At 70.3% G+C, this 25,576-nt stretch carries 22 protein-coding genes; 14 read left to right on the top strand and 8 right to left on the bottom strand.

The window, feature by feature from the left end:
- Positions 1-30 precede the first annotated feature (30 nt).
- Entirely contained in the window at positions 31-2,160 is a 2,130-nt protein-coding gene (locus ACZ6Z4_RS21675) for an MFS transporter (protein ID WP_465567214.1), read from the top strand.
- A 527-nt stretch (positions 2,161-2,687) separates the two neighbouring features.
- On the opposite strand, the gene ACZ6Z4_RS21670 is transcribed toward ACZ6Z4_RS21675, so the two are convergent.
- Entirely contained in the window at positions 2,688-4,217 is a 1,530-nt protein-coding gene (locus ACZ6Z4_RS21670) for an MFS transporter (protein ID WP_465567211.1), read from the bottom strand.
- A 97-nt stretch (positions 4,218-4,314) separates the two neighbouring features.
- Here ACZ6Z4_RS21670 and ACZ6Z4_RS21665 point away from each other — a divergent pair, with 97 nt between their 5' ends.
- Positions 4,315-5,025 (top strand): TetR/AcrR family transcriptional regulator, encoded by a 711-nt coding sequence (locus tag ACZ6Z4_RS21665; protein ID WP_465567206.1) that lies wholly within the window; start codon positions 4,315-4,317, stop codon positions 5,023-5,025.
- Between the two features lie 6 nt (positions 5,026-5,031).
- Here ACZ6Z4_RS21665 and ACZ6Z4_RS21660 read toward each other — a convergent pair whose 3' ends face one another.
- Both ACZ6Z4_RS21660 and larE read right to left on the bottom strand, forming a co-directional pair.
- Positions 5,032-5,415, bottom strand: a complete 384-nt coding sequence (locus tag ACZ6Z4_RS21660; protein WP_184798346.1) for a cold shock domain-containing protein — start codon at positions 5,413-5,415, stop codon at positions 5,032-5,034.
- 270 nt (positions 5,416-5,685) lie between these two features.
- A complete protein-coding gene (gene larE, locus ACZ6Z4_RS21655; RefSeq protein ID WP_465567203.1) occupies positions 5,686-7,155 on the bottom strand; it encodes an ATP-dependent sacrificial sulfur transferase LarE in 1,470 nt (489 codons plus the stop codon).
- 61 nt (positions 7,156-7,216) lie between these two features.
- Between larE and ACZ6Z4_RS21650 the strand changes: the two genes are divergently transcribed.
- Positions 7,217-7,777 carry a TetR/AcrR family transcriptional regulator gene (locus tag ACZ6Z4_RS21650; protein WP_465567200.1) on the top strand — a complete coding sequence of 187 codons (561 nt, stop codon included), beginning with the start codon at positions 7,217-7,219 and terminating at the stop codon, positions 7,775-7,777.
- Positions 7,777-8,736 (top strand): R2-like ligand-binding oxidase, encoded by a 960-nt coding sequence (locus ACZ6Z4_RS21645; RefSeq protein WP_465567195.1) that lies wholly within the window; start codon positions 7,777-7,779, stop codon positions 8,734-8,736. Before ACZ6Z4_RS21650 ends, ACZ6Z4_RS21645 begins: the two co-directional genes overlap by 1 nt.
- Positions 8,737-8,771: 35 nt before the next feature.
- Here the strand turns inward: ACZ6Z4_RS21645 and ACZ6Z4_RS21640 are convergent, their stop codons facing one another.
- The gene (locus tag ACZ6Z4_RS21640) at positions 8,772-10,397 is read right to left on the bottom strand and encodes an AMP-binding protein (RefSeq protein ID WP_465567192.1); all 1,626 of its coding nucleotides are present in this window, start codon (positions 10,395-10,397) and stop codon (positions 8,772-8,774) included.
- Between the two features lie 198 nt (positions 10,398-10,595).
- Between ACZ6Z4_RS21640 and ACZ6Z4_RS21635 the strand changes: the two genes are divergently transcribed.
- The gene (locus ACZ6Z4_RS21635; protein ID WP_465567189.1) at positions 10,596-12,062 is read left to right on the top strand and encodes a restriction endonuclease; all 1,467 of its coding nucleotides are present in this window, start codon (positions 10,596-10,598) and stop codon (positions 12,060-12,062) included.
- Here ACZ6Z4_RS21635 and ACZ6Z4_RS21630 read toward each other — a convergent pair.
- Positions 12,055-12,996, bottom strand: a complete 942-nt coding sequence (locus tag ACZ6Z4_RS21630; protein ID WP_465567187.1) for a DUF6454 family protein — start codon at positions 12,994-12,996, stop codon at positions 12,055-12,057. The genes ACZ6Z4_RS21635 and ACZ6Z4_RS21630 overlap by 8 nt on opposite strands.
- Before the next feature lie 114 nt (positions 12,997-13,110).
- Between ACZ6Z4_RS21630 and ACZ6Z4_RS21625 the strand changes: the two genes are divergently transcribed.
- The 7 genes from ACZ6Z4_RS21625 to ACZ6Z4_RS21595 all read left to right on the top strand — a co-directional run bounded on the left by ACZ6Z4_RS21625 (position 13,111) and on the right by ACZ6Z4_RS21595 (position 20,097).
- A complete protein-coding gene (locus ACZ6Z4_RS21625; protein WP_465567184.1) occupies positions 13,111-13,731 on the top strand; it encodes an SIMPL domain-containing protein in 621 nt (206 codons plus the stop codon).
- Positions 13,732-13,793: 62 nt separating this feature from the next.
- The gene (locus ACZ6Z4_RS21620) at positions 13,794-15,029 is read left to right on the top strand and encodes an Nramp family divalent metal transporter (RefSeq protein ID WP_465567181.1); all 1,236 of its coding nucleotides are present in this window, start codon (positions 13,794-13,796) and stop codon (positions 15,027-15,029) included.
- A 1-nt stretch (position 15,030) separates the two neighbouring features.
- The gene (locus ACZ6Z4_RS21615; protein ID WP_465567178.1) at positions 15,031-15,828 is read left to right on the top strand and encodes a metallophosphoesterase; all 798 of its coding nucleotides are present in this window, start codon (positions 15,031-15,033) and stop codon (positions 15,826-15,828) included.
- A gap of 60 nt (positions 15,829-15,888) precedes the next feature.
- A complete protein-coding gene (locus ACZ6Z4_RS21610; protein WP_465567174.1) occupies positions 15,889-16,266 on the top strand; it encodes a DUF427 domain-containing protein in 378 nt (125 codons plus the stop codon).
- A 121-nt stretch (positions 16,267-16,387) separates the two neighbouring features.
- Positions 16,388-17,170 (top strand): GNAT family N-acetyltransferase, encoded by a 783-nt coding sequence (locus ACZ6Z4_RS21605; protein WP_465567171.1) that lies wholly within the window; start codon positions 16,388-16,390, stop codon positions 17,168-17,170.
- Entirely contained in the window at positions 17,167-17,721 is a 555-nt protein-coding gene (locus tag ACZ6Z4_RS21600; protein ID WP_465567168.1) for an AAA family ATPase, read from the top strand. The genes ACZ6Z4_RS21605 and ACZ6Z4_RS21600 overlap by 4 nt, the downstream gene beginning before the upstream one ends.
- A 96-nt stretch (positions 17,722-17,817) precedes the next feature.
- Positions 17,818-20,097, top strand: coding sequence for a helicase-associated domain-containing protein (locus tag ACZ6Z4_RS21595; RefSeq protein WP_465567165.1), 2,280 nt, complete (start codon positions 17,818-17,820; stop codon positions 20,095-20,097).
- A 113-nt stretch (positions 20,098-20,210) separates the two neighbouring features.
- Here ACZ6Z4_RS21595 and ACZ6Z4_RS21590 read toward each other — a convergent pair whose 3' ends face one another.
- Both ACZ6Z4_RS21590 and ACZ6Z4_RS21585 read right to left on the bottom strand, forming a co-directional pair.
- Positions 20,211-21,068: a DUF2797 domain-containing protein gene (locus ACZ6Z4_RS21590; protein WP_465567162.1), complete on the bottom strand. Its 858-nt coding sequence runs from the start codon at positions 21,066-21,068 to the stop codon at positions 20,211-20,213.
- Positions 21,069-21,097: 29 nt separating this feature from the next.
- Positions 21,098-21,721, bottom strand: coding sequence for a TetR/AcrR family transcriptional regulator (locus tag ACZ6Z4_RS21585; RefSeq protein WP_465567159.1), 624 nt, complete (start codon positions 21,719-21,721; stop codon positions 21,098-21,100).
- Positions 21,722-21,845: 124 nt separating this feature from the next.
- Here ACZ6Z4_RS21585 and ACZ6Z4_RS21580 point away from each other — a divergent pair, with 124 nt between their 5' ends.
- Both ACZ6Z4_RS21580 and ACZ6Z4_RS21575 read left to right on the top strand, forming a co-directional pair.
- Entirely contained in the window at positions 21,846-23,291 is a 1,446-nt protein-coding gene (locus ACZ6Z4_RS21580) for an MFS transporter (RefSeq protein ID WP_465567156.1), read from the top strand.
- A gap of 75 nt (positions 23,292-23,366) precedes the next feature.
- Positions 23,367-25,010 carry a DNA repair helicase XPB gene (locus tag ACZ6Z4_RS21575; RefSeq protein ID WP_363665958.1) on the top strand — a complete coding sequence of 548 codons (1,644 nt, stop codon included), beginning with the start codon at positions 23,367-23,369 and terminating at the stop codon, positions 25,008-25,010.
- Here the strand turns inward: ACZ6Z4_RS21575 and ACZ6Z4_RS21570 are convergent.
- On the bottom strand, positions 25,003-25,545 hold the full coding sequence (locus ACZ6Z4_RS21570) for a nucleotidyltransferase family protein (RefSeq protein WP_465567149.1): 543 nt from the start codon (positions 25,543-25,545) through the stop codon (positions 25,003-25,005). The genes ACZ6Z4_RS21575 and ACZ6Z4_RS21570 overlap by 8 nt on opposite strands.
- Between the last annotated feature and the right edge of the window lie 31 nt (positions 25,546-25,576).

Below are 25,576 nucleotides of genomic sequence, written 5' to 3'. Positions count from 1 at the left end.
TCTGTCCCCCGCACAAGGCAGGATGGGTGCATGGAGAGTCCCGACCCGACGGACCGGCCGCAGAGCGAGCAGCCGCGGCGTCCCGACGCGGACTCCTCCGGCGGCAAGAGCGCCGGTACGGCGGGCTCGCGCGATCGCGCCGGTACGGCGGGCTCGCACGATCGCGGGCCGGGCTCCGGGACCGCGGGCCCCGGCACGGGTGGGGCCAACTCCCGCTCCGGCTCGGGCTCCGGCACCGACTCCAACACCCGCTCCCGCACCGGCTCCAGCTCCGGCTCCGGCTCCGGCTCCGGCTCCAGTTCCGGCTCCGGCTCCGGCTCCGGCTCCGGCAAGAAGTCTGCCGGGGAGCGACTCGGCGCTGCTGGGCAGCGACTCGGGAGCGCCAGCAAGAAAGTCGGGCATGCCTCCAAGGTCGGAGCGACCGGTTTCGCCTCGGTCTCCAAGAAGACTGCGGGAGTCACCGGCCGGGTCGGCAAGGCGACCGGGCGACGGATCCAAGGGCTGACCGGCGCCCAGGGCGCCCGCGAGTCCGGGCTCTCACGGCTGATCGAGCTCGGCGCAGTCAACGCAGCCGGCGACACCGCCTTCGCGGTCTCGCTCGCGGGCACCGTCTTCTTCGCCGTACCGAGTGAGCAGGCCCGCGACCGGGTCGCCCTGTTCCTGCTGCTGACGATGGCGCCGTTCGCGCTGATGGCGCCGCTGATCGGCCCGATCCTCGACCGGTTCCGGCACGGCCGCCGCTGGGCGATCGGCGCGACCCTCGGCCTGCGCGGCTTCCTGGTCTGGAGCCTCGCCGCGTCGATCCACGACAGCTCCACCTGGCTCTACCCCGCGGCGCTCGGCTGCCTGGTCGCCTCCAAGGCGTACGGCGTGACGCGCGCGTCCGCCGTACCGAGGCTGCTCCCGAAGGAGATCACCCTCGTCACCGCCAACTCCCGGATCTCGCTCGCCGGCGTCGCGGGCGCGACGATCGGCGCGGGTATCGCGGGCGCGTTCGCGGCGATCGGGCCGGAGTGGTCGCTGCGCTGGGCCGCCGTCGTCTACACCGTCGGCCTGATCCTGGCGATCCGCCTGCCGAGCCGCGTCGACTCACCGGCCGGCGAGGAGATGACCGGCTCCGCCGGGCGCGAGGCCCGCCGCCGGGCGATCACCGCGGCGGTCGCGCGCGGCATCCGCTGCAACCTCGGGCTGCGGTTCGTGTCGGGCTTCCTGACCATGTACCTGGCCTTCCTGCTCCGCGACAAACCGATCAGCGGGCTCGACGGCGTGGTCGCCGCGGGTGCGGTGATCGCCGCGGCCGGCATCGGCAACAGCCTGGGGACCCTCGCCGGGTCGTTGCTCAAGGCAAGAAAGCCGGAGGCGGTGGTGCTCGTCGTCCTGCTCGCCGACGCCGCCATCGCGGTCACCGTCGCGATCTTCTACGGCTTCCCGACGCTGATCGTGCTCGGCCTGGTCGCCGGCCTGTGCAGCTCGCTCGGCAAGCTGTCGCTGGACGCGATGATCCAGCGCGACGTCCCGGAGACGGTCCGGACGTCGGTCTTCGCCCGCTCCGAGACCGTCCTGCAGCTGTCCTGGGTGATCGGCGGCGGCTGCGGCATCGTGCTGCCGCTGATCCCCCGCCTCGGCTTCGGCTTCCTGGCGGCGGTGCTGCTGGTGGTCATCTTCCTGGTCATCCGCCACAAGCCAGCACCGCATCCCGGTCCGGCGTCCAGCCCGCCGGGCCCACGCACTCCGGCACCCCACCAGGAAACCCGCCCGGTCCGCCGCCCCGACGAGTCCCACCCCGAAGGCACCACCCGCACGGTGATGACCAGCGAGCCGCCCACCACCCGCATCAGCGAACGCCGAGCCCAAGCACCGCGAACGGACAACCCGAACCGGGTCAACGAACCGACCGTGGAGCTGAGGATCAACCCGAACGACGCGACCGGCTCCGGCGCTCCCGCCCCGAGCAACACCGCGGCCGCAGGCCGCTGGTGGAGCGGCCAACCCGACGACGACGAAACCGTCACCGAACCAACCGCGTGGTCGGAGGAACCAACCGTCGAACGCACCGCCGAGCAGCCGACCAGCCGCCCGCACGACACCCCGCAGGCCAGCGCGAACGACGAAACCCGCGTCGAGCGCCGCCCCGGCCTGTTCCGCCGCCGACCCCGCTGACCTGCCCGAACGACGAGCGCCGCGTCGAGCGCCACCCGGCCCGTTCCGCCGCCGACCCCGCTGACCCGCCCGACTGCCTTGGCGGCCGAACCTCCACCACTCACCAACCCTCGTCACCTCACCCCGTCTGAGCCCAGCACGCCTGCGAACGCACCACCCAGCGGTGGTTACTGAGTGGTGGACGTCCGCAGCCCACCACCCCTCCACAGCTCCCCCGCCTGAGCCCAGCGCGCCCGCGACCGCACCACCCAGCGCTGACCCCGTCGCTGCTCCTGGACCGCTTCGCCTCCGGGCTGGGTTAGTGAGTGGTGAACGCTCGACGCCCAACACCCACCAACCCTCCGGCCGTGGCACCGGCCCCACGGGGCGGAGGGCCGAGATCGGGCCGTTCGGCGGGATTGGACGATGGTGGACGTCCGACGCCCACCACCCACCAACCCTCCGACCGGGGCATCGACCCCACGGGGCGGAGGCTGAGGTCGGGCCGTTCGGCGAGGTTGGACGGTGGTGTCGACGAAACAGTCTGGCTACCTGTGGTCTGCGAGCTCAGCAGCGTCCACCGTCTCCGCAGTCCCCCGCAGTACGACGGTGATGGTGATCGCGGTGGCGACGAGCAGCACGGCGCCGACGATGGCGGCGACGTTGAGGCTGTGGTTGAAGGCGTGCCGGGCTGCGGTGACGACGGCGTCGTGGAGGTCGGCGGGGAGCTGGGCGGCTACGGCGGTGGCGGCGGGTAGACCCTCGCGGGCGCCGGCGGCGATCTCGGCGGGGAGGTCGAGCGGGAGCTTCAGGTCCGACCGGTACGCCGCCGTACCGATGCTCCCCAGCACCGCGATCCCCAGTGCCCCGCCGAACTCGCTGCAGGTCTCCATCAGCGCCGACGCCGAACCAGCACGCTCAGGAGCGACAGCGCCGACCACAGCCTCCGTGACCAGCGCCATCACCATCACCAGCCCAGCCGCAAGCAGGCCCGACCCGCCGAGCAGCATCCACAGCCCCGACCCGATCTCGATCTGAGTCAGCAGCACGAACCCACTGGCGGCCAGCAAGAACGCCCCGCCCAGCACGTACGCCCGGTCGAACCGCCCCGCCAGCGCAGTCGCCAGCGGCGCTGCTCCGCCGACAGCGACCGACGGCACCAGCGCCCACAGCGCTGCCTTCAGCGGGCTCATCCCCAGCACCAGTTGCAGGTACTGCGTCATGAAGATCGCGTTCCCCACCAGCGCCAGCATCCCGATCGTGTTCGCCGCCAGGGCGCCACTGAACGCCCGGTTACGGAACATCCCCAGCTCCACCATCGGGTACGCCGCCGTCCGCTGCCGCTGCACGAACGCCGCACCCACCAGCAGCCCGGCCACGACCGCCACCACCGCGACACCGGACACCCCGTGTGCCGCGATCTCCTTGATCCCCCAGATCACCGGCAGCACCGCCCCCAGCGACAGCACCGACCCGAGCAGGTCGAACCGCCCGAAGGTCGGTGCCTTGAACTCCGGCAGCAGCACCGGCGCGATCACCAGCAGCAGCACCATCGCGGGGGTGTTGATCAGGAACACCGAGCCCCACCAGAAGTGCTCGAGCAGCACCCCGCCGAGCACCGGCCCGAGCGAGATCCCGCCGAGCATCACCGCGCTCCAGAACGCGATCGCCTTCTGCCGCTGACCGGCGTCGTGGAACAGGTTGCGGATCAGCGCGAGCGTCGACGGCATCAGCGTCGCGCCACCGATCCCGAGCACCGCCCGGGCCGCGATCAGCTGCTCCGGGTTCTGCGCGTACGCCGCCGCGACCGAGGCCAGCCCGAAGGCGACCGCGCCGATCAGCAGCAGCCGGCGGCGGCCGATCCGGTCGCCGAGCGCGCCCATCGTGATCAGCATCCCGGCCAGCACGAAGCCGTAGATGTCGAAGATCCACAGCTGCTCGGTGGCGCTGACGCCGAGGTCGGCGGAGATGAACGGGACGGCGAAGTACAGCACCGAGACGTCCATCGAAACCAGCAGCAGCGGCAGTGCGAGCACGCCGAGCGCGATCCATTCCTTGCGGCCTGCTCGTTCGGTCATGACCCCTCCGAGTGATCTGTGTACGACGCACACTGTGTGCGCCGTACGCAGACCATAGCCGCCATCTGTCTATGTTGTAAACAGATAGACTGCGGGTATGGAGAAGCGCGAGGTGGAGCTGCCGAGAGTGCTGCAGCAGCTGTGGGGCTGGGAGCAGCCGGCCCGGCCGGGGCCGAAGCCGACGTTCCACATCAGCGAGATCGGCGCGGCAGCGGTCCGGCTGGCCGACGCCGGCGGGCTCGGCGCGGTCTCGATGAGCAAGGTGGCCGCCGAGCTCGGCTTCACCACGATGTCGCTGTACCGCTACGTCGAGGCCAAGGACGACCTGTACGTCGTGATGCTCGACGAGGCGTTCGGCAAGCCGGCGCCGGTCGATGAGTCGCTCGGCTGGCGGGAGCAACTCACCGCCTGGGCCGTGCACTTCCGCGACGCCCTGGCCCAGCATCCGTGGGTGCTGCAGGTGCCGGTGTTCGAGCCGCCGCTGTCACCGCAGCAGCTGGACTGGATGGAGGCGGCGCTGCGCGCGTTCGCCGGCACGCAGCTGACCGCCAACGACAAGCTGTCGTCGATGATGCTGGTCAACATCTACGTCCGCGGTACGGCGCAGCTGACCGCCCACCTGGATCTGGACGACGGCGCCGACCAGCTCTACGGGCAGCGGCTCGCGATGCTGGCGACCCCGGACCGCTACCCCACGATCGCGGCCGGGCTCACCAATCTGGAGATCGACTACACCGACGACTTCACCGACGGGCTGGACGTCGTACTGGACGGCATCCAGCAGCTGATCGAACGGCGCAACAAGTAGGGGGACTCAGATGTCGAGGCGGTCGGCGACACCGCGCAGTACGGTCGCGACCTGACGGGCGGCCTTGCCGTCGGGGTGCCGGCCGCGGCGGTAGCCCTCGCCGAGGTTGTCGAGCAGCTTGATCAGGTCCTCGACGACCAGCGCCATCTCCTCCGGCTTCGGCCGCATCGCCTTGGCCACCGACGGCGGCGGGTCGATCAGCCGGACCTGCAGCGCCTGCTCACCCTTGCGGCCCTCGACGACGCCGAACTCGACCTTCTGGCCCGGCTTCAGGCTGGTCACTCCGGCCGGTAAGGCCTCGGCGCGCACGTAGACGTCCCCGCCCTCCTCCTTGCTGAGGAAGCCGAACCCCTTCTCGGAGTCATACCACTTGACCTTGCCAACAGGCACGGGAACCTCTTCGATGTCGATCGTCGGAACAGGACGGAAAAGGTGACCGGACAGGCTGCCCGGGCCGGCTACCCAGCGTACGTGACCAGGGTCCGCCGCGCCTGTGGAAAACTACCTGATCAGACACCGATTCCACACTCCCCGGTCTCGTAATTCCGGGTCACCCGGTGCTGCGACCGGGTCGCCGATGGAACGATCCCCCGAACCGGCGCCGCCGACCAGCCCGGCAACCGTCTCCAGCACCGAATCTGCCCGATCGGGCAACCCGCGTCAGCGGTACTTCTCGGGTTCCTTGAGCCGCTCGTTCATCGACCCCGACCGGAACCCGCGCGGGTCCACCGCGGCCGCCGTGAACCCCTCGGCCCGGACCAGCTCGACCAGCGCCGAGCTGTCGACGGTGCCGAGCAGCGAGGCGTCGATCTCGATGCTCGCCGACTCACCCAGATCCCGGACGCGCACGTTCTGCACGCCGTACGGCGTGAGGTGCGCGCGGACGGCCGCCTCGGCCCGGTCGACCCGGGCGAGCAGGTTCGGTGTGATCCGGATCCCGTACGCGATCCGGCTGGACAGGCAGGCCGCGGCCGGCTTGTCCGACGTCTCCAGTCCCCAGCTGCGCGACGCCTCGCGGATCTGCGCCTTGGTCAGCCGGGCGTCCTTCAGCGGCGTGATCGCACCGCGCTCGAAGGCGGCCCGGATGCCCGGCCGGAAGCCGGCGATCGCGTCGTCGGCGTTCGTCCCGGTCGCGATCGCGGCGATGCCGAACTCGTCGGCGATCGGCTGCAGCGTCTCGACCAGCTCGGCCTTGCAGAAGTAGCAGCGGTCGCCGGCGTTGGCCTGGTACCCCTCGCGGTCCATCTCGTGCGTGTGCGGGGTGACGTGCCGGACGCCGATGCTGTCGGCGAAGCGCGCGGCCGGCTCCAGCTCCGCGACCGGCAGGCTCGGGCTGACCGCGGTCGCGGCGACCACGTTGGCCGGGCCGATCGCGCGGGCCGCGGCCGCCAGCAGGAACGCCGAGTCGGCGCCGCCGCTGAACGCGACGACGAGACTCGGGTACGACGCCAGCCGCGCCATCAGCGCCTCGAGCCGCTGCTCCAGCACGTACGCGTCCAGCCAGGCCGGGAACTCGGTCAGGTCGTTCAGTACGACGTCAGCGCCGTACGCGCGCAATTCGTCGGCGGTGAACGGCCCGGTCGCGACGCTCACCGCGACCGCACCGGCGGCGCGGGCGCCGTCGATGTCGGCGGTGTGGTCGCCGACGTAGATGCTCGCCTGGTGCTCGCGCAGCGCGATCCCCTTCTCGGCGCCGTGCAGGTCACCGACCGGCTCGTCGACGTCGAGGCCGAGGTGGTCCAGGTGCAGCTTGACGCTGGGGGTGTACTTCGCCGAGACGACGACGCTGCGGCCGCGCAGCGCGCGGACGGCGGCCAGCGACTCTGCGACGCCGGGCAGCGGCAGGCTGCCGGTGATCGCGTGCGCCGGGTAGTGCTCGCGGTAGCGGTCGATCATCGGCTGGATCTGGTCCTCGGGGAACCAGTGCTTCATCTCCCAGGTCAGCGGCGGCCCGAGCCGGCTGACCACCAGGTCGGTGTCGATCTCGGCGCCGGTCTCGGCGGCCAGCAGGTCCCAGACGGCCTGGATCCCCGGCCGGGAGTCGATCAGCGTCATGTCGAGGTCGAACCCGACCACGAGCTCCGGAACGTCGGTGGCGGTGGCAGCGGACGGCATCTCGGCGGTTGACACGTCCCCAACTCTACGTCTTCCCTCTCTTTACATTTTCCCTCCAGATGTAAAGAATGATCACATGACGAAGCGCCGCCTGCACGACGAGTTACTCGACGCGGCGTACGACGTCCTGGTGTCCGGCGGGTACGCCGGGCTGAAGATGGCGGAAGTCGGGCGCCGGGCCGGGGTGTCTCGCCAGTCGGTCTACAACGAGTTCAAGGACCGGTGGGGTCTGCTGCAGGCCGTGGCGGCGCGGGAGACCGAGCGCTTCCTGGTCGAGGTGAACGCGGCGCTGGCCGAGCACAGCGATCCGATCGACGGCCTGCGCGCTGCTGTCGAGCGGGCGCTGTCGCTGGCCGCCGACAACCCGCTGGTGAAGGCCGCGCTCGGGCAGCCCGGCTCGGACCAGGCCAGTCAGCTGCTGACCACACGGGGGCAGCAGGTGCTGGAGCTGAGTCACCAGCGGCTGGACGCGCACGTGCGGGAGCACTGGCCCGCCGTACCGGCGCAGGACGCGACCACGTGCGTGGACATCGCGCTGCGCGTCGTACTGAGTCACATCGTCAACCCCGGCGCCGCACCCGCGGTCGTCGCGTCGCAGGTGGCCCAGGTCCTGGGCCCGTTTCTCAGGAGGCAGTGATGACGACCACCGCTAATCCCCTGCACCGCAAAGGCTTCAACTCGTTGCGCGAGGGCGGCTTCAACTGGGACGCGCTGCCGCTGCGCCTGTTCGACAAGGGCAACCGCAAGTTCTGGAACCCGCGCGACATCGACTTCAGCCAGGACGCGGAGGACTGGCAGCGGCTGACGCCGAACGAGAAGGACAACGCGATGATGCTGTGCGCACAGTTCATCGCCGGCGAGGAGGCGGTCACCGAGGACCTGCAGCCGTTCCTGCAGGCGATGGCGGCCGAGGGGCGGTTCGGGGACGAGATGTACCTGACCCAGTTCTGCTTCGAGGAGGCCAAGCACACCGCGGTCTTCCGGCTCTGGCTCGACGCGGTCGGCGTCACCGAGGACCTGCACCGGTACGTCGAGGAGAACCCCGGCTACCGCGCGATCTTCTACGAGGCGTTGCCGGTGGCGCTCAAGTCACTGGCCGACGACCCGTCGCCCGCCAACCAGGTCCGCGCCTCGGTCACCTACAACCACGTAGTAGAAGGCACTCTGGCACTGACCGGCTACCACGCCTGGAACCTGCTCTGCACGGCTCGCGGCATCCTGCCCGGCATGCAGGAACTGATTCGCCGGATCGGTGACGACGAGCGCCGCCACATGGCCTGGGGCACCTTCACCTGCCGCCGCCACGTCGCCGCCGACGAGTCCAACTGGAAGGTCGTCACCGACACGATGGAGGAGCTCCTCCCGCACGCCCTGGTCCAGATCCAGTGGGCGCTGGAGAACTCCCCCGAGCTTCCGCCCGAGATCAACCCCACCGCCCTGATGACGTACGCCGGCGACCGCGCCACCCGCCGCCTCGGCGCCATCGAGTCCGCCGTCGGCGCCGACGTCGCCGGCATCGACCTCGACTACTCGCCGGAGAAACTCGAGGACGACTTCGGCGCCGAGGACTCCGCCGCTCTGGCCGCCGTCCGCTAGAACCTCTTTGTCGACAAATCCATTGCCGGGTGCAACTAGTTGGTCAGGCCGAGCAGCTCGACGGACTTCTCGCGCATCTCGACCTTGCGGATCTTGCCGGTCACCGTCATCGGGAAGTCGTCGACCAGCAGGACGTAGCGGGGGATCTTGTAGTGGGCCAGTTTGCCGGTGGCGAACTCCTTGATCGCGGCGGCGTCGAGAGCGTCTGCGCCTGGTTTGAGTTTGATCCAGGCGCAGAGCTCCTCGCCGTACTTGGGGTCGGGGACGCCGATCACCTGGACGTCGGCGATCGACGGGTGGGTGTAGAGGAACTCCTCGATCTCGCGCGGGTACACGTTCTCGCCGCCGCGGATGACCATGTCCTTGATCCGGCCGACGATGTTCACGTAGCCGTCGTCGCGCATCGTCGCGAGATCGCCGGTGTGCATCCAGCGGGCGCGGTCGATCGCCTCGGCCGTCTTCTCGTCGTCGTCCCAGTAGCCGAGCATCACCGAGTACCCCCGGGTGCACAGCTCGCCGGGCTCACCGCGCGGTACGACGAGGCCGGTGGCCGGGTCGACGAGCTTCACCTCGACGTGCGGCATCACCTGGCCGACCGTCGACGTACGCCGGTCGAGGTCGTCGTCGCGGCGGGTCTGCGTCGACACCGGCGAGGTCTCGGTCATCCCGTAGCAGATCGCGACCTCGGCCATGTGCATGTCGGCGACGCAGCGCTTCATCACCTCGATCGGGCACGGCGACCCGGCCATCACGCCGGTCCGCAACGAGGTCAGGTCGTAGTCGGCGAAGTCGGGCAGCCCGAGCTCGGCGATGAACATCGTCGGTACGCCGTACAGCCCCGTGCAGCGTTCGTCCTGCACCGCGCGCAGTGTCGCGGCCGGGTCGAAGGCCGGCGCCGGGATCACCATGCAGGCACCGTGCGTGGTGCAGCCGAGGTTGGCCATCACCATGCCGAAGCAGTGGTAGAAGGGGACTGGAATACAGAGCCGGTCCTCGGCGGTGAAGCCGATCAGCTCGGTGACGAAGTAGCCGTTGTTCAGGATGTTGTGGTGCGACAGCGTCGCTCCCTTGGGGAAACCGGTCGTCCCTGAGGTGTACTGGATGTTGATCGGGTCGTCGAACGCCAGCGCCGCCTCCCGCTCGGCCAGCTCGTCGTCGGTCGTCCGGCTCGCAGCCTCCACCACGGCGTCCCAGTCCGGCGTACCGATGTAGACGATCTCCTCCAGCGCGGCGCAGTCTCCGCGCACCTCCTCGACCATCGCGCGGTAGTCGCTGGTCTTGAACTCCGTGGCCGAGATCAGCAACCGCACACCCGACTGGTTCAGCGCGTACGACAGCTCGTGCGTCCGGTACGCCGGGTTGATGTTCACCAGGATCGCGCCGATCGTCGCCGTCGCGTGCTGCGTGATCGTCCACTCGGCGCAGTTCGGCGCCCAGATCCCGACCCGGTCACCCTTGCCGATCCCCCGCGCCAGCAGGCCTTTCGCGAAGGTGTCGACGGCAACCCCGAACTCGGCGTACGTCCAGCGCCGCCCCGACGCGACCTCGACGAGCGCCTCCTGCCCGCCGGACGCCGCGACCGTCCGGCGCAGGTTCGCGCCGATCGTCTCACCCAGCAACGGAACCTCGGACACCCCGGACGCGTACGAAGACAGACCCATGGCGCCATGGTGACTCTCCAGTAGCACTGCGACAACCTCCTTCGGCCTGTCGCGGATACACTAGCAGAGTAATCGAACACCTGTTCGAGTGAAGGCGAACAGGGTGTGGACGGCAAGCAATGTCATGACCAACTCTGCGTCATCGGTGGTTGCAGAGCGTGGTGGGCCGTTTACGCTGGACGGGAGAGGTGTGAGGCCATGGGCTGGTCGGTGGATCGACATGCCCGCAGCGACCGTCCGCCCGGGCGTACCGCCGAGGCGGCTCAGCGGACCGCTGCGGTCCGTGAGCATGTCCGCGCGCTGGAAGGCGTGCTGGCCACCGCACTGGCCGAGGAGGTGTGCGGCACCGATCTGCAGACGCTGAAGCGCGCACCGCGCCGGGCGCCGCCGCGGCTGGCGGAGGCGGACCGGCAGCCGCACCCGGGTCCGGTGTGGGCTGCCTTCCTGCCGAGCCCGCCCGGCCCGTTCGCGAGCTGGGTCGGTGGAAACCGGCGCTACGCCCGGCGATTGCGCGACGCCGAGGACAGGTTCGCCGAAGCGATCGAGCGGCACCGGCTGGCCGAGGAGGCCCGGCAGCAACGCGTCGTGCGGGCTGTCCGGGAGCAGGCCGAGCAGCAGCGGCGACTCGACGAGGCGACTGCCGCGCAGCATGCCCGCGTCGACGAGTACGAGCGGTGCGTGCGCGCGAAGGACCGGCGCGCGGTCAGCCGGTACTTCCAGAAGGCGCTGGACCGGACGCCGGAGCCGCTGGACTTCCCGACCCGCCGCAAGGCCGGCTACGTGCCCGAGTCGACGCTGCTGGCGCTGGAGTGGGACCTGCCGGACATCAGCGTGATCCCGAAGGCTTCGGCGTACCGGTACGACGAAGCGCAGGACGCCGTGGTCGCCGTACCGCGGGAGGACAAGGAGGTCCGGCTGCTCTACCAGCAGCTGGTTGCCCAGTGCGCGCTGCGGGCACTGCACCTGGTTTTCGCCCACGACCGGTACGCCGTGGTCGACACCGTCGTGTTCAACGGCATGGTCGAGGCAGTGGATGCCGCAACGGGCCGGACGGTCCGGCCGTGCCTCATCACGCTGCGGGCGACCAGGGAGCAGTTCACCGCGCTGGTGCTCGACCAGCTCGACCCGGTCGCCTGCGTGCGGCACTACTTCGGCGCCGAGGTCTCCCGGCACCCGGAGGAGCTGCAGCCGGTGGAGCCGGTGCTGGAGTTCGACCTGACCGACCCACGCACGGTAGAGCCGATGGACGTGGTCAGCGAGCTCGACACCCGGCCGAACCTGCTGGACCTGAGTCCTGAGGAGTTCGAGCACCTGGTGCACAACCTGCTGACCCGGATGGGTCTGGAGACCCGGCTGTTCCGCAGCAGCAACGACGGCGGTATCGACTGCGTCGCGTACGACCCGCGGCCGATCACCGGCGGCAAGTTCGTCGTCCAGGCCAAGCTCTACACGCGGACCGTGCCGCCCAGCGCCGTACGGGACCTGTTCGGCACGGTGGTCGACGCCGGGGCGACCAAGGGGATCCTGATCACCACCAGCGGTTTCGGCCCGTCCAGCTACCAGTTCGCGAACGGCAAGCCGCTGCAGCTGATCGACGGGACCGGGCTGCTCGCGCTGTGCCACCAGCACGACATCCCGGCCCGCATCGTCCCCAGGGCTAGCTGATCGGCGACTCGTACACGTACAGCTCGGTGCCGTTCTTGTCCTCGCCGTCGTCGGGAGCCGTGAACAGCCGCAGCGTCTTGCCCGAGACCTCCAGCGCCACCGGGTTGCGGGTGGCGCTGTGGCCGGTCGACGAGAACGCCGGGAACGGGATCTCGTGCAGAATCCGGTTGTCGTCCTTCAGGTCGATCAGAGCCAGTCCACCGAGCTCGTAGCCGCCACCGGTCGCGGTCGGCAGCCCGGTGACGCCACCGCAGAGCTGCTTGCTCCGGCTGACGTAGTCACAGTCCTGGTAGTCCAGCAGGTGGCTCTGGTTGGGCTGAGCGTCCAACTGCTTGCCGGACGCGGTCCACTCGTACAGGGTCCGCGAGCCCCAGCTGACGCCGTGCACCAGGCCGGTACGGCGGTCGCGGACGACGCCGCCGACGTGATCGCGCACCCGGAACTGCTCGGTGACCCGGTACGTCTTGGGGTTCACCTTGTAGACGATGGCCTTGCTGTCCGGCCGGTACTCCGCCGCCGGCACCCAGACGTTCTCGCCGTCGAAGTCGATACCGCCCGGGTGGTACACCGTGCCCTCACCGAGCCGGATGTCCTTCAGCAGCTCGCCCTGCCGGGTCAGCACGAACAGGTGCCCGATCCCCTTGCCCGGGCTCCGGTCGTACCCGTCCACCGGCACCGGGTACTTCACCGGTGCCTCCAGCACCTCCACGCTGGACAGGTAGATCAAGTCACCGACCAGCGCGAAACCCTGCGGGTGGTACGTCGGGAACTTCAGCGGGATCTTGGCGACCTGCGCCCACGGCGTACTGCGAGTGGTCGCCTCGAACGCGCGAGCGACCTGGTCGTCGCGTCCGCCCGCCTCCGCCCCGGCAGTGGTCAGTCCGACGAGCAGTGCGCCCGCCAGGACGGTGGCGAGCATGGTCTTGCGGCGCATGTGGTCTCCCTGGGCGGTGTGGTGGTTCCGGGCAGCGTGTGCCGGGCTGAAGAAGGCCCGGCCGACACCAGCTGACCAGAGGCTGTGCGCCGGGTGAAGTGTCAGACTGCACGCATGGACACTGGGATCACCGTCACCGGAACCGGCCAGGCCACCGCGCCGGCCGACCTGCTGCGCATGACCCTCAGCGTGGGGCAGGACGCACCCGACGTCGCCGACGCCGTCGCTCAGGTCGCCGAGCGCACCGCCTCGGTGATGGCCGCGCTGCTGGCCGAGGGGGTCGGCGCCGGCGACGTCGCCACCAGTGCGGTGTCCGTGCACCCGCAGTACGGCGACCAGATGACGGTGACGGGCTACCGCGCCTCGCACTCGATGACGGTGACCACCCGCGACCTGACCGGCTTCGGCCGGCTGCTGAACGCCGCGGTGGCTGCCGTGGGCAACAGCTTGGGGCTGGACTTCCTGCAGTTCGACGTGGAGGACAAGGCAGCACTGGTCGACAAGGCGCGGCAGCTGGCGTTCAAGCAGGCGCAGCAGAAGGCAGCACAGCTGGCTGAGCTGGCCGGGCAGTCCATCGGCGGGATCGCTGCAGTGCGCGAGACCCAAAGTCAGGTCATGCTGCGGGAGGCAGGACGCAAGGCCGGCGGCGCGGCGGCGTTCGCCATGGACATGGGGGTCACCCCCGGCGAGCAGTCCATCGATGTCACGCTCGAAGTCCGCTGGAACTGGGCCTGAGTCGTTCGTCTCAAAACAAGACAACCCGCCCACAGGTCTGTTCTGTCGGCCATAGTTCTCCCATGTACGCACCGGCACCGCTTCGACGTCAGCTGAACCGATCAGGTCTGTTGCTGCTCGGCCCTGCCTTCGTGGCGGCCGTGGCGTACGTGGACCCGGGCAACTTCGCCACCAACATCGCGGCCGGGGCGACGTACGGGTACCTGCTGTGCTGGGTGGTCGTCGGGGCGAACCTGATGGCCGTGCTGGTGCAGTACCTGGCGGCGAAGGCCAGCATCGCGACCGGGAAGACGCTGCCGCAGCTGTGCCGGGAGCACTTCCGGGCGACCACCTCCCGCGGGCTGTGGGCGCAGGCCGAGCTGGTGGCGATCGCGACCGACCTGGCCGAGGTGGTCGGTGGGGCGATCGCGCTGAACCTGCTGTTCGGGATCCCGTTGCTGCTGGGCGGTGTGATCACCGGTGCGGTGTCGTTCGCGCTGCTGATCTACCAGTCGAAGCGGGGACAGCGGCCGTTCGAGGCGGCCATCATCGGGCTGCTGGCCGTCGTACTGGTCGGGTTCGTGGTGTCGACGATCCAGTCGGAGCCGTCGGCGTCCGGTGTGGTCGGCGGGCTGGTGCCGCGGCTGGACGGGACGGAGTCGCTGGTGCTGGCGGCCGGCATGCTCGGTGCGACCGTGATGCCGCACGCCATCTGGCTGCACGGTGCACTGGTCACCGACCGGCACTGGAAATCGATCCGCTCGACCGCTGGTAAGCAGCGCGTACTCCGGGCCACCCGGATCGACGTGGCCGTGGCGATGGCGCTGGCCGGCGCGGTGAACCTGGCGATGGTCGTCCTGGCCGCTGCCGCGCTGAGCGGAACCGGCGCCGACTCGCTCGACGCCGCGCACAGCGCGATCGGCGACCGGCTCGGTCAGCTCCCGGCGCTGCTGTTCGCGCTGGCCCTGCTGGCCAGTGGTTTCGCGTCCTCCTCGGTCGGCACGTACGCCGGATCGGTCATCCTGGAAGGGTTCTGGCAACGGCACGTGCCGCTCGCCGTACGCCGGTTGATCACGCTGCTGCCGGCGCTGATCATCCTGGCGATCGGTATCGACCCGAGCCGGGCGCTGGTCGTTTCGCAGGTGGTGCTGAGCTTCGGTATCCCGTGTGCACTGTGGCCGCTGGTGAAGTTGACGGCAACACGGCGCATCATGGGCAGCCTGGTCAACCGGTTGCCGACTACTCTCACCGCATGTCTGGTCGCCACCGCCGTCTCGGTCCTCAACGTCGTACTGATCGTGCTGACGCTGCGAGGCTGACATGACCGCGTCGTTCGTGGTGAGCGACGTGCACGGGCACCCGGACAAGCTGGCCGCCTCGCTGCTGGAGGCCGAGCTGGTCGACGCCGAGGGCAACTGGTCCGGCCGGGACGCGCGGCTGTGGCTGCTCGGCGACTTCTTCGACCGCGGGCCGGACGGGATCGGCGTGCTGCGGCTGGTGCAGCGGCTGAGCGCTCAGGCGTCGCAGGGCACCGGCGAGGTCCGGATGCTGCTCGGCAACCACGAGATCCTGGCGCTCGGCATGCACAAGTTCGGCGACGAGGCGGTGCCGCACGACGGGATCACGCTGCGCAGCTTCGAGCGCAGCTGGGCGCTGAACGGCGGCATCGACCGCGACCAGGAGCTGCTCACCGACGAGGACGTGGAGTGGCTGCTGGAGCAGCCGATGCTCGGGCTGGACGCCGGGCACCTGCTGATGCACTCCGACACCGCGGAGTACGTCGAGTGGGGCAGCACGATCGACGAGATCAACGCGGGCGCCCGCGCGGACCTGCTCAGCGACGACATCACCGTCTGGTGGGAGATCTGGCGGCGGATGACCGCTCGCTACGCGTTCCGCGGCCCGGAGGGACCGGAGCTGGCCCGGACGCTGCTGCAGCACCTCGGCGGCGAGCGGATCGTGCACGGGCACAGCATCGTCGCCGACCAGATGGGGATCGACCCGGCCTGGGTCACCGGGCCGCTGCTGTACTGCGAGGACCTGGTGCTCGGCATCGACGCCGGCACCTTCGACGGCGGGCCGTCGCTGGTCGTGGAGCTCGAGCCGCTCGGGGAATGAATCGGTCCCGCGCCGGGGTTGCTGGTGTTTGGACCAACACCTCGCGGAGCGGAGACGAAGATGGCGGACAAGCCGGTCAAGATCCCTGGCCCGGACCACCCGATCACGGTCGAGAAGAACCCGGACCGGGTCGTGGTGAAGGCCGCCGGCCAGGTGCTCGCCGACACCCGCGCCGCGCTGTCGCTGCAGGAGTCGACCTACCCGGCCGTGCAGTACGTGCCGCTGGCCGACGTGGACCTCAGCCTGCTCGAGCGGACCGAGCACACGACGTACTGCCCGTACAAGGGTGACGCCGGGTACTACAGCATCCCGGCGCTCGGCGAGGCCGGTGTGAACGCGGTGTGGACCTACGAGCAGCCGTACGACGCGGTGGCCGACATCAAGGACCACGTGGCGTTCTACACCGACCGGGTCGAGCTGGAGATCATCGCCGACTGAAGAAGTCCGTGCCGTCGGCGGAGGCAACGTTCTCCATCGGTTCCTCCCTGGGTTCGGCGGGGACGTCGGAGCCGCCGCAATTGGCTCGACATGACCCTCGCGATGCGCTTCACTGCGGGCGATGTCTCATCTCACGCGCGTTGACGAGTACCTGCACGCCGTACCGCTGTCGGGGGCGACCCCGGAGCAGGTCGGGCCGTTCACCCTCTTCCGGTCGACCACGATCTGGCCGTACTACGCCCGCCCGGTGCCCGGTAGCGGTGCCGTGGTCGAGCAGGCCGACGTGGAGCTGGTGCGGGAGCGGTGTGCCGAGCTGGACCTGCCGCTGAGCTTCGAGTGGGTCGTGGAGACCTGCCCGTCGCTGGGGCCTGCTGCTGCGGCTGCTGGACTGACTGTCGTGGAGTACCCGCTGCTGGTGCTGGAGCGGGCCGACTTCAAGCCGGTGGAGACTGCGGCACGCAGCGAGATCCTGCCAGCCGACCGGGAGCTGCTGGCGCAGGCCAGGGCTGTGGCGAACGTCGGGTTCAGCAACCCGGGGACTGGTGTCGGCGAGGCCGGTGTGGCCGAGCGGAACGCGCACGAGGTGCCGGAGGAGACCAGCCGGGCTCTGCTCGAGCGGGCTCGCACTGGGGTTTCGGTGACGGCAGCTGTGTTCGGCGACGACGGGATGCTGGCGTCCGGCGTACACCAGCCTGTTGGTACGACCTCGGAGATCGTGGGAGTGGCGACGCTTCCTGCTGCTCGCCGCCAGGGTCTGGGCGCTGCGGTGACCAGCTGCCTGGTGGAGCACGCGTTCGCGAACGGCGTCGACCTGGTGCTGCTGTCGGCGCAGGACAACGCGGTGGCGGCGGTCTACGAGCGGGTGGGCTTCCACCGGATCGGGCACGCCGGCGGGGCCGAGTGATCGGCAGCACCACGTCGCGGCTGATCGTGCTGCGCGGCAACTCCGGGTCGGGCAAGTCGACGACGGCCCGGCACCTGCGGTCGCGGCTCGGCCGCGGCACCGCGATCGTCGAGCAGGACCAGATCCGGCGCGTGCTGCTCTGGGAGAAGGACCACCCGGGCAACGCCGCGATCGACCTGATCGGGCTGAACGCCCGCTACTGCCTCGACCGTGGCTTCGACGTGATCGTCGAGGGGATCATGCACGCTGATCGGTACGGCGAGATGCTGCGCGCGCTGACCGCGGAGCATCGCGGGACGACTCGGCACTACTACTTCGACATCCCGTTCGAGGAGACGCTGGTCCGGCATGCGACCAGGTCCTGGGCCGCGAACGTCGCGCCGGAGTCGATGCGTGAGTGGTACGAGGCGCGGGATCTGCTGCCGGGTGTGGAGCAGCATGTGTTCGACGAGCACCAGGACATGGATGCGGTGCTGGTGAGGATTCTGGCCGACCTGGGGTTGCCCGCGGACACGCCGGTGGACCCAGGAGCGTTGTCGTACGGGCGGTAGGCGGCGAGATCTCGCCGGGGCGCGCGGCGGGCGGCTGACAGGTTCGACCGGGCCGCGGGTCGTGCGGGGTGTGCCGGGGGCCGTACGGTTGGAGGGATGAGCAACACCGAGCGGACCCGCCCCCGTACCCTCGCCGAGGCGCTGCGGAGCTGGGACGACGGCGCACTCGGGCACCTGCTGCGGCACCGGCCCGATCTGGCGACGCCGATCCCGGCCGACACCGGCCAGCTGGCGGCGAGGGCGACCACGAACGCCTCGGCGGCCCGGGCGATCAACCGGCTCGACGAGTTCGGTGTCGACCTGCTGGAGACGCTGTCCGCGCTGCCTGAGCCGGTGGACCTCGCCGGGCTCGCCGCTGGGGTCGGTCAGCCGGTCGACGTGGTGCAGCCGCGAGTGGTTGAGCTGCTGGCGCTGGCGCTGGTCTGGGGCACCGAGGACGACCTGCGGCCGATCAGAGCGGTGCACGAGCTGCTCGGCCCGACACCTGCTGGGCTGGGCCCGGTCACCACCCGCCACTTCGGCGACCTGGACAAGCTGATCGAGGAGGCCGGGCCAGAGGCGCGGGAGGTGCTCGCCAAGCTCACCTGGGGTCCGCCGACCGGCACGGTCGAGAAGGCCGAGCGGCCGGTGACCATCGCGTCGGCCAAGACGCCGGTCGAGCAGCTGCTGGCGCGCGGGCTCGTCGTACCGAAGGACGCGACGACCGTCGTACTGCCTCGGCAGATCGGGCTGCACCTGCGGGGTGGGCGGGTTCTTGCTTCTACTCGGCCCACTCCCCCGCCGCTCGATGGCAAGCAGGTGTCGGCGTCCATTGCTGACCGGGCTGCTGCTGGGGCTGCGCTTGACCTCGTTCGGCTGGTTGATCGTGCGCTGGAGCAGCTGGGGACCGAGCCGCCGCCTGTACTGCGGACCGGTGGCATCGGCGTCCGTGAGCTGCGGTCGCTGGCCGGGCGGATCGGTGTCGACGAGCAGGTCGCTGCCGCGGTGCTGGAGATCGCGTACGCCGCTGGGCTGCTCGCCTCGGTTGAGGTGGGCTCCAGCGACCTGTGGCTGCCGACTGGTTCGTACGACGACTGGCTGGAGCTCGACACCGCGCATCGGTGGGCTCAGCTCGTTATCGCCTGGCACACAGGGCTTCGGGCGATCGGTCTGATCGGCCGGCGTGACAGCGGCGGTGCGACTGCTGCTGCTCGCGAGCGGCTGGTCAACGCGCTGGCGCCTGACTTGGAGCGGCTGCTGGCGCCGGAGGTCCGGCAGCTGACGCTGCAGGCGCTGGCCGAGGCGGGGGCGGCTTCAGCGCCGGCTGCCGAGTCGGTGGTGACCTGGGTGGCGTGGCACCGGCCGCGGCGTGGCGGGCAGTTCCGCGACGACCTGGTCGAGTGGACTCTCACGGAGGCCGCTCTGCTCGGGCTGACCGGTTTGGGGTCGCTGGGTGTTCATGCGCGCCCGTTGCTGGGTGAGGAGCCGACTGCTGACGACCTGGCCGCGGCGATCGCGCCAATGGTGCCTGAGCCGGTGTCGGAGTTCCTGCTGCAGGCAGACCTGACCGCTGTGGCGCCGGGACCGCTGGTGCGCGCCGTACAGGATGAGCTGACGGCGATGGCGGATGCGGAGTCGCATGGTGGTGGCGGGGTGTTCCGCTTCAGCGAGGGCTCGGTACGCCGGGCGTTCGACCTGGGGCGGACCAGCGACCAGCTGCACAAGTGGCTGGCCGAGCACTCACGCACACCGGTGCCGCAGCCGCTGACGTACCTGATCGACGACGTCGCGCGACGCCACGGCGTACTGCGGATCGGCACGGCGACGACGTACCTGCGCTGCGACGACGAGGACGTGCTGACCCAACTACTCAGCTCGAATCTGCCCGGCGTGCGCTTCCGGCGACTCGCGCCGACGGTCGTGGTGTCGCCTTCGCCGCCCGACATGGTGCTGGCGCGGCTGCGCGAGGCAGGCCTCGCGCCGCTCGCCGAAACCTTCGACGGCGTGGTCCAGATCAGTACGGCGACTGCCCGCCGCGGCGACGCCCCCCGCCGCCGTACCAGCCGGGACTTCGTGGACACCCCCAGCGAACTCACCGAGGACCAGGTCAAAGCCGTCATCGAAAAGGTCCGCACCGGCGACCGCCTGGCCGCCGAACGCCCCGACTCCGCCGGCCAGGAACCGACCGCCCCCGCCGAGACCATCAGCATCCTCACCAACGCCGCCGAGTCCAGCTCCCGCACCTGGATCTCGTACGTCGACCACAACGGCAACGCCTCGGAACGCATCGTGGAACCGGTCCGAGTAGCCGACGGCTGGCTGACCGCCTACGACGACGGCGCCGACCAGCCCCGCACGTACGCGCTCCACCGCATCGCCAACGCGCGACCTGTCTGACCACAGCCGGGCGCTCCCCAGCACAGCCCGATCCCGCGGCGACTCGACAACACACCGCAGTAACAGGTGAAGCCCGCGGCGGGGTGGGGGCAGGTGGGGTGCTGGTGACGCCGTCAGAACAGCGCGTCTTGCTCGAGCTCGAGCGGGGGGACGGGTTCCAGTGGGGCGTTTTGCTGGGCGGTGGGTGGGTGGAGAGACCAGCCGGCGAGTAGGTGGGTGTCCACCAGCACCAGGCCGGCAGATGTCCGCAGGTAGACGTCGGCGGCGATGGTGCAGGCGACTTCGCCGGTGACTGTGCTGCCGGGCGTGGGTGACTTGAGGGCGGCATCAGGGTGGAGGCCGGTGGTGGGGAGGCCGTAGGTCGGGGTGTGGTCTCGGATCGCCACATCGCAGCGGGTTTGGCCCTCCGGCCAAGGCAGGTCAGCTGCTTGGGTTGCCAGATCGCCAAGGGTGGTGGCGCGGGCGGCGGTGGGGACCGGGCGGCCGCGGGCCGCGCGTTTGCGGGTGGTGGAGACGCGGTCGGGGAGGCCCAGTGTCGTCATCAGGAGGTTCTCGATGCGCCGGGCGCCCAGGAGGCTGCCGGAGGAGATGAAGGTCGACGAGAGGGCGCCCTGCTCGAGGAGGCGGGCGTCGCCGCGTTCGGTGGCGGTGATGCCGACCTTCACCACGCTGCCGTGGTGGGCCAGGTAGACCGAGAACGAGCGGGGGTCGTCCAGGCGCGTGTCGGCGGCGATGGAGTTGGAGCGTTCCATGGATTGGCAGTCGGGGCATTGCGGGGAGCGGCTTGCAGGAGAGAGTTCTGTGGCCGTCGTACAGGCCAGGCGGCGGCCGGCTCGCCAGATGCCGATGCAGCGACGGTCTGGGCCGAGGGTGAAGGACAGGTTGGTTCCGACGGCCAGCGACGTGGTGACGCCGTCGACTCGTTCCAGCTGCGCTTCCGCGCCTTTCCACAGCACGCCGCTTACCTGCATGCGCGCAAGTTACAGGAGGGCGCCGACAGTCACCCGCGGGTGACCGGCGCCAGCAGGAGGCCGGTGATCGCGTCCGACAGACCTGTGGCGAGGTGGTGCCAGGTACGGGTAGCCGTGCCTTCGGCGACAGCCCGCTCGTGCTCGGCGCAGCTGTGGACGATCACGTGCCGAGCCATCTCCCCGCGCTCCGCACGCACAGCAGCGGGCAGCGTCGGCAGGCACGGGTTCAGCCCCTCGCGCACCTGCCGGAGCTGCGGTGAAGTCAGCGCCTCGTCGATCATGATCTGCCGCAGCAGCGGGTCGGTCATCGCCTGCGCCGTGAACCGCCCGTACCAGGTCGGCGCGGCCAGCGTCCCCAGGTACTCCGGCACCGGCCGCACCATGCACGCCACCCAGTCGCCCAGCTCAGGGTCGGCGGGCAGCCCGCCGATCATCTCGCCGCGGATCCGCTCGATCGGCTCGCTGTGCCGCCGTACGACGGCCCGCACGAGGTCCGCCTTCGTCCCGAAGTGGTAGCCGACCGCGGTGTTGTTGCCCTGCCCGGCGGCCTCGCTGATCTGCCGGTTGGAGACCACGCCGACGCCGTGCTCGGCGAACAGCTTCTCGGCCGCGGCCAGGATCAGTTCCCGGGTCTGCTGTGCCCGCACCGCCATCGTCAACACCCATCTGTCCACCGGTTGTCGGCTTCAGATTGCCGAGTCGCTTGCTTTAAGTCAACTGACTGACTTACCGTTAGTTGTATTCCGCAACCAACAGTTTCCGCCCGGAGGCCCCTGCATGTCCGCTGTCCCCGCCGCACCGCGCCCCAACGCGGTGGTCGCCGCGCTGGCCTGCGCCGGTATCACGGTCTCGCTGATGCAGACCCTGATCATCCCGCTGGTCCCGCAGCTGCCGGCCCTGCTGCACGCCACCCCCAGCGACGCGACCTGGGCGATCACCGCCACCCTGCTGGCCGGTGCGATCGCCACCCCGATGATCGGCCGGCTCGGTGACATGTACGGCAAGCGCCGGATGCTGCTGCTCAGCCTGAGCATGCTGGTGATCGGCTCGATCATCGGCGCGCTGAGCGACTCGCTGACCCCGATGATCGTGGCCCGCACCCTGCAGGGCCTGTCCGCCGGTGTCATCCCGCTCGGCATCAGCATCATGCGCGACGAGCTCCCGTCCGACCGGCTCGGCACCTCCATCGCGCTGATGAGCGCCTCCCTCGGTATCGGCAGTGCGCTCGGTCTACCCGCCGCAGCGCTGCTGGCGGAGTACACGAACTGGCACGTGCTCTTCTGGACAGCAGCCGCAGCGGGCGCAGTAGTGCTCGTGGTGGTTGTCGCACTCGTCCCCGAGTCAGCCGTACGCAGCGGAGGCCGCTTCGACGCGGTGGGCGCGGTCGGGCTGTCCGTCGGGCTCTTCTGCCTCCTGCTGGCGATCTCCAAGGGCGCCGACTGGGGCTGGGGCAGCGGCCCCACCGACGGCCTGTTCGCTGCCGCCGTACTCGTCCTGGTGCTCTGGGGCTGGTACGAGCTGCGCGCCAAGCAGCCGCTGGTCGACCTGCGGACCACCGCCCGCCGCCAGGTGCTGCTGACCAACATCGCCTCGGCCGTGTTCGGTTTCGCGATGTTCGCCATGTCTCTGGTCCTCCCGCAGCTGCTGCAGCTCCCGAAGGCCACCGGGTACGGTCTGGGCCGCTCGATGCTCGCCGTCGGCCTGGTACTCGCGCCGTCCGGTCTGGTGATGATGGCGACGGCTCCGCTGTCGGCCAAGATCTCCCGGACCCGCGGCCCCAAGGTGACGCTGATGCTCGGCGCGGTCGTGGTCGCGCTCGGCTACGGCCTCGGCATCGTGATGATGTCGGCCGTCTGGCAGCTGGTCGTGATCGCGGCCGTGATCGGCGCCGGCATCGGTCTGGCGTACGGCGCGATGCCGGGGCTGATCATGGCCGCCGTACCGGTCTCGGAGACCGCCGCCGCGAACAGCCTGAACACGCTGATGCGCTCGATCGGTACGTCGGTGTCGAGCGCGGTCGCCGGGCTGGTGCTGGCCCAGGTGACGATCTCGTTCGGCGGCTTCCAGGTCCCGTCGCAGAACGGGTTCCGGCTGATCCTGGCGATCGGCTGCGGGGCGTCGCTGCTCGCGCTGGCGATCGCCGCGTTCCTGCCGCGGCACGCGCCCGCGGTGCCGCAGGCGGCCGTCGTACCGGGAACGCTGGAGGCCGACCCGGTCGGGTGACTTGCGGGACGAGGCACAATGGAGGGTCGGGCAGGGTGTCCTGCCCGGCCCCATCCGTCTGACGGGAGATGTTGCGTGACCGACGGACCCTTGATCGTGCAGTCCGACAAGACCCTGCTGCTGGAGACCGCGCACCCGGACTCGAACGACTGCCGCAAGGCGATCGCCCCCTTCGCCGAGCTGGAGCGGGCGCCCGAGCACGTGCACACGTACCGGTTGACCCCGCTCGGCCTGTGGAACGCCCGGGCCGCCGGGCACGACGCGGAGCAAGTGATCGACGTCCTGCTGCGCTACAGCCGGTACCCGGTCCCGCACTCGCTCCTGGTCGACATCGCGGAGACGCTGGACCGGTACGGCCGGCTCCGCCTCGAGAAGCACCCGCAGCACGGACTGGTCCTGGTGACGACGGACCGGCCGGTGCTGGAGGAGGTGCTGCGCTCGGCCAAGGTGAAGCCGCTGCTGGGCGACCGCATCGACGACGACACCGTGCTGGTGCACCCGTCCGAGCGCGGGCACCTCAAGCAGACGCTGCTGAAGCTGGGCTGGCCCGCCGAGGACCTGGCCGGGTACGTCGACGGCGAGAAGCACAAGATCGACCTGGACACCGACGGCTGGGAGATGCGGCCGTACCAGCAGCAGGCGGTCGACTCGTTCTGGCACGGCGGCTCCGGCGTCGTCGTCCTGCCCTGTGGCGCCGGCAAGACCATCGTCGGCGCGGCCGCGATGGCGCAGGCCTCCGCGACCACGCTGATCCTGGTCACCAACACGGTGTCGGCGCGGCAGTGGAAGGAGGAGCTGCTCAAGCGGACCAGCCTCACCGAGGACGAGATCGGCGAGTACTCCGGTGCCCGCAAGGAGATCCGCCCGGTCACGATCGCGACGTACCAGGTGATGACGACCCGGCGGAAGGGCGTCTACACGCACCTGGAGGTGTTCGACGCCCGCGACTGGGGCCTGATCGTGTACGACGAGGTGCACCTGCTGCCGGCGCCGATCTTCCGGATGACCGCGGACCTGCAGACCCGGCGCCGGATCGGCCTGACCGCGACGCTGGTCCGCGAGGACGGTCGCGAGGGTGACGTGTTCTCGCTGATCGGCCCGAAGCGCTACGACGCGCCGTGGAAGGACATCGAGGCGCAGGGCTGGATCGCACCGGCCGACTGCATCGAGGTCCGGGTCGACCTGGAGCAGACCGAGCGGTTCGTCTACGCGACCGCCGAGCCCGAGGACCGGTACCGGCTCGCCGCGTCGACCCCGGCCAAATCGCGGCTGGTCCGGCAGATCGCCGACCACCACAAGGGTGAGCCGATGCTGGTGATCGGCCAGTACATCGACCAGTTGGACGAGCTCGGCGAGCGGCTGGAGTGCCCGGTGATCAAGGGCGAGACGACGGTCAAGGAGCGCCAGCGGCTGTTCCAGGCGTTCCGGACCGGCGAGATCGACCGGCTGGTGGTCAGCAAGGTCGCGAACTTCTCGATCGACCTGCCGGAGGCGTCGATCGCCGTCCAGGTGTCGGGCACGTTCGGCTCGCGGCAGGAGGAGGCGCAGCGTCTGGGTCGCGTGCTGCGGCCGAAGGGTGACGGGCGGACCGCGCGGTTCTACTCGATCGTCGCCCGGGACACCGTCGACGCCGAGTTCGCCGCGCACCGGCAGCGGTTCCTGGCCGAGCAGGGTTACGCGTACACGATCGTGGACGCCGAGAACTTGTTCGCTAGCTGATCAGGTCGTCGCAAGGGATCAACGGGCAGGGAACGCGTTTGAGGTAAGGGCCCATGGAGCGGTCGCCGGTGGCGGCGGCCGCTGCGGCGGCCCAGTGGTCGCGGCCGATGACCACCGGGTAGCCGGCGAACCCGTTGAAGCCGGCTCGGGCCAAGGCGGCTGGTCCAGGGTTCGTCACTGACAGGACTCGTTCTAGGACTGCAGGTCCGACCTCTGGGCGGTCGACCATGTGAAACAGCGCCGTCGGCGCGTCCGTCTGCTCGGCCCAGGCGAACGCGGCCTTCACCGAGTGGGACAGCCCGTCCGACCAGTCCGGTGACGGTACGACGGTGACGTCCTCCCCCGCCAGCAGCGCGACCACGTCCGGCGCCGCCGCCCCGACCACCACACCGATCGGCCCGCAGCCCGCCGTCCGGAGGACGCCGATCGAGCTGACCACCCACGGGGTCCCGTCGGCCGCACGCATCAGACCGCCCGGCATCCCGAGCCTGGTCCCGGCGCCGGCCGCGAGCAGGACGCCCACCAGTTCTCCCATCCGGACAGTGTGGCCTGTCGTCTCCCTGTCA

Source organism: Kribbella sp. NPDC104740 (assembly GCF_055583505.1).
The sequence above is the reverse complement of the archived record's forward strand: the minus strand, read 5'-3'. Positions and strand labels throughout refer to the sequence as shown.

What these genes read in the sequence shown, in the direction of transcription:
- ACZ6Z4_RS21665 (WP_465567206.1), top strand. Translation starts at nt 4,315, where the DNA reads ATGGAGAAGCGCGAGGTGGAGCTGCCGAGAGTGCTGCAGCAGCTGTGG.
- ACZ6Z4_RS21615 (WP_465567178.1), top strand. Translation starts at nt 15,031, where the DNA reads ATGACCGCGTCGTTCGTGGTGAGCGACGTGCACGGGCACCCGGACAAG.
- ACZ6Z4_RS21620 (WP_465567181.1), top strand. Translation starts at nt 13,794, where the DNA reads ATGTACGCACCGGCACCGCTTCGACGTCAGCTGAACCGATCAGGTCTG.
- ACZ6Z4_RS21570 (WP_465567149.1), bottom strand. Translation starts at nt 25,545, where the DNA reads ATGGGAGAACTGGTGGGCGTCCTGCTCGCGGCCGGCGCCGGGACCAGG.
- ACZ6Z4_RS21590 (WP_465567162.1), bottom strand. Translation starts at nt 21,068, where the DNA reads ATGCAGGTAAGCGGCGTGCTGTGGAAAGGCGCGGAAGCGCAGCTGGAA.
- ACZ6Z4_RS21675 (WP_465567214.1), top strand. Translation starts at nt 31, where the DNA reads ATGGAGAGTCCCGACCCGACGGACCGGCCGCAGAGCGAGCAGCCGCGG.
- ACZ6Z4_RS21645 (WP_465567195.1), top strand. Translation starts at nt 7,777, where the DNA reads ATGACGACCACCGCTAATCCCCTGCACCGCAAAGGCTTCAACTCGTTG.
- ACZ6Z4_RS21610 (WP_465567174.1), top strand. Translation starts at nt 15,889, where the DNA reads ATGGCGGACAAGCCGGTCAAGATCCCTGGCCCGGACCACCCGATCACG.
- ACZ6Z4_RS21605 (WP_465567171.1), top strand. Translation starts at nt 16,388, where the DNA reads ATGTCTCATCTCACGCGCGTTGACGAGTACCTGCACGCCGTACCGCTG.
- ACZ6Z4_RS21630 (WP_465567187.1), bottom strand. Translation starts at nt 12,996, where the DNA reads ATGCGCCGCAAGACCATGCTCGCCACCGTCCTGGCGGGCGCACTGCTC.
- ACZ6Z4_RS21635 (WP_465567189.1), top strand. Translation starts at nt 10,596, where the DNA reads ATGGGCTGGTCGGTGGATCGACATGCCCGCAGCGACCGTCCGCCCGGG.
- ACZ6Z4_RS21640 (WP_465567192.1), bottom strand. Translation starts at nt 10,397, where the DNA reads ATGGGTCTGTCTTCGTACGCGTCCGGGGTGTCCGAGGTTCCGTTGCTG.
- ACZ6Z4_RS21585 (WP_465567159.1), bottom strand. Translation starts at nt 21,721, where the DNA reads ATGGCGGTGCGGGCACAGCAGACCCGGGAACTGATCCTGGCCGCGGCC.
- ACZ6Z4_RS21580 (WP_465567156.1), top strand. Translation starts at nt 21,846, where the DNA reads ATGTCCGCTGTCCCCGCCGCACCGCGCCCCAACGCGGTGGTCGCCGCG.
- ACZ6Z4_RS21650 (WP_465567200.1), top strand. Translation starts at nt 7,217, where the DNA reads ATGACGAAGCGCCGCCTGCACGACGAGTTACTCGACGCGGCGTACGAC.
- ACZ6Z4_RS21595 (WP_465567165.1), top strand. Translation starts at nt 17,818, where the DNA reads ATGAGCAACACCGAGCGGACCCGCCCCCGTACCCTCGCCGAGGCGCTG.
- ACZ6Z4_RS21670 (WP_465567211.1), bottom strand. Translation starts at nt 4,217, where the DNA reads ATGACCGAACGAGCAGGCCGCAAGGAATGGATCGCGCTCGGCGTGCTC.
- ACZ6Z4_RS21625 (WP_465567184.1), top strand. Translation starts at nt 13,111, where the DNA reads ATGGACACTGGGATCACCGTCACCGGAACCGGCCAGGCCACCGCGCCG.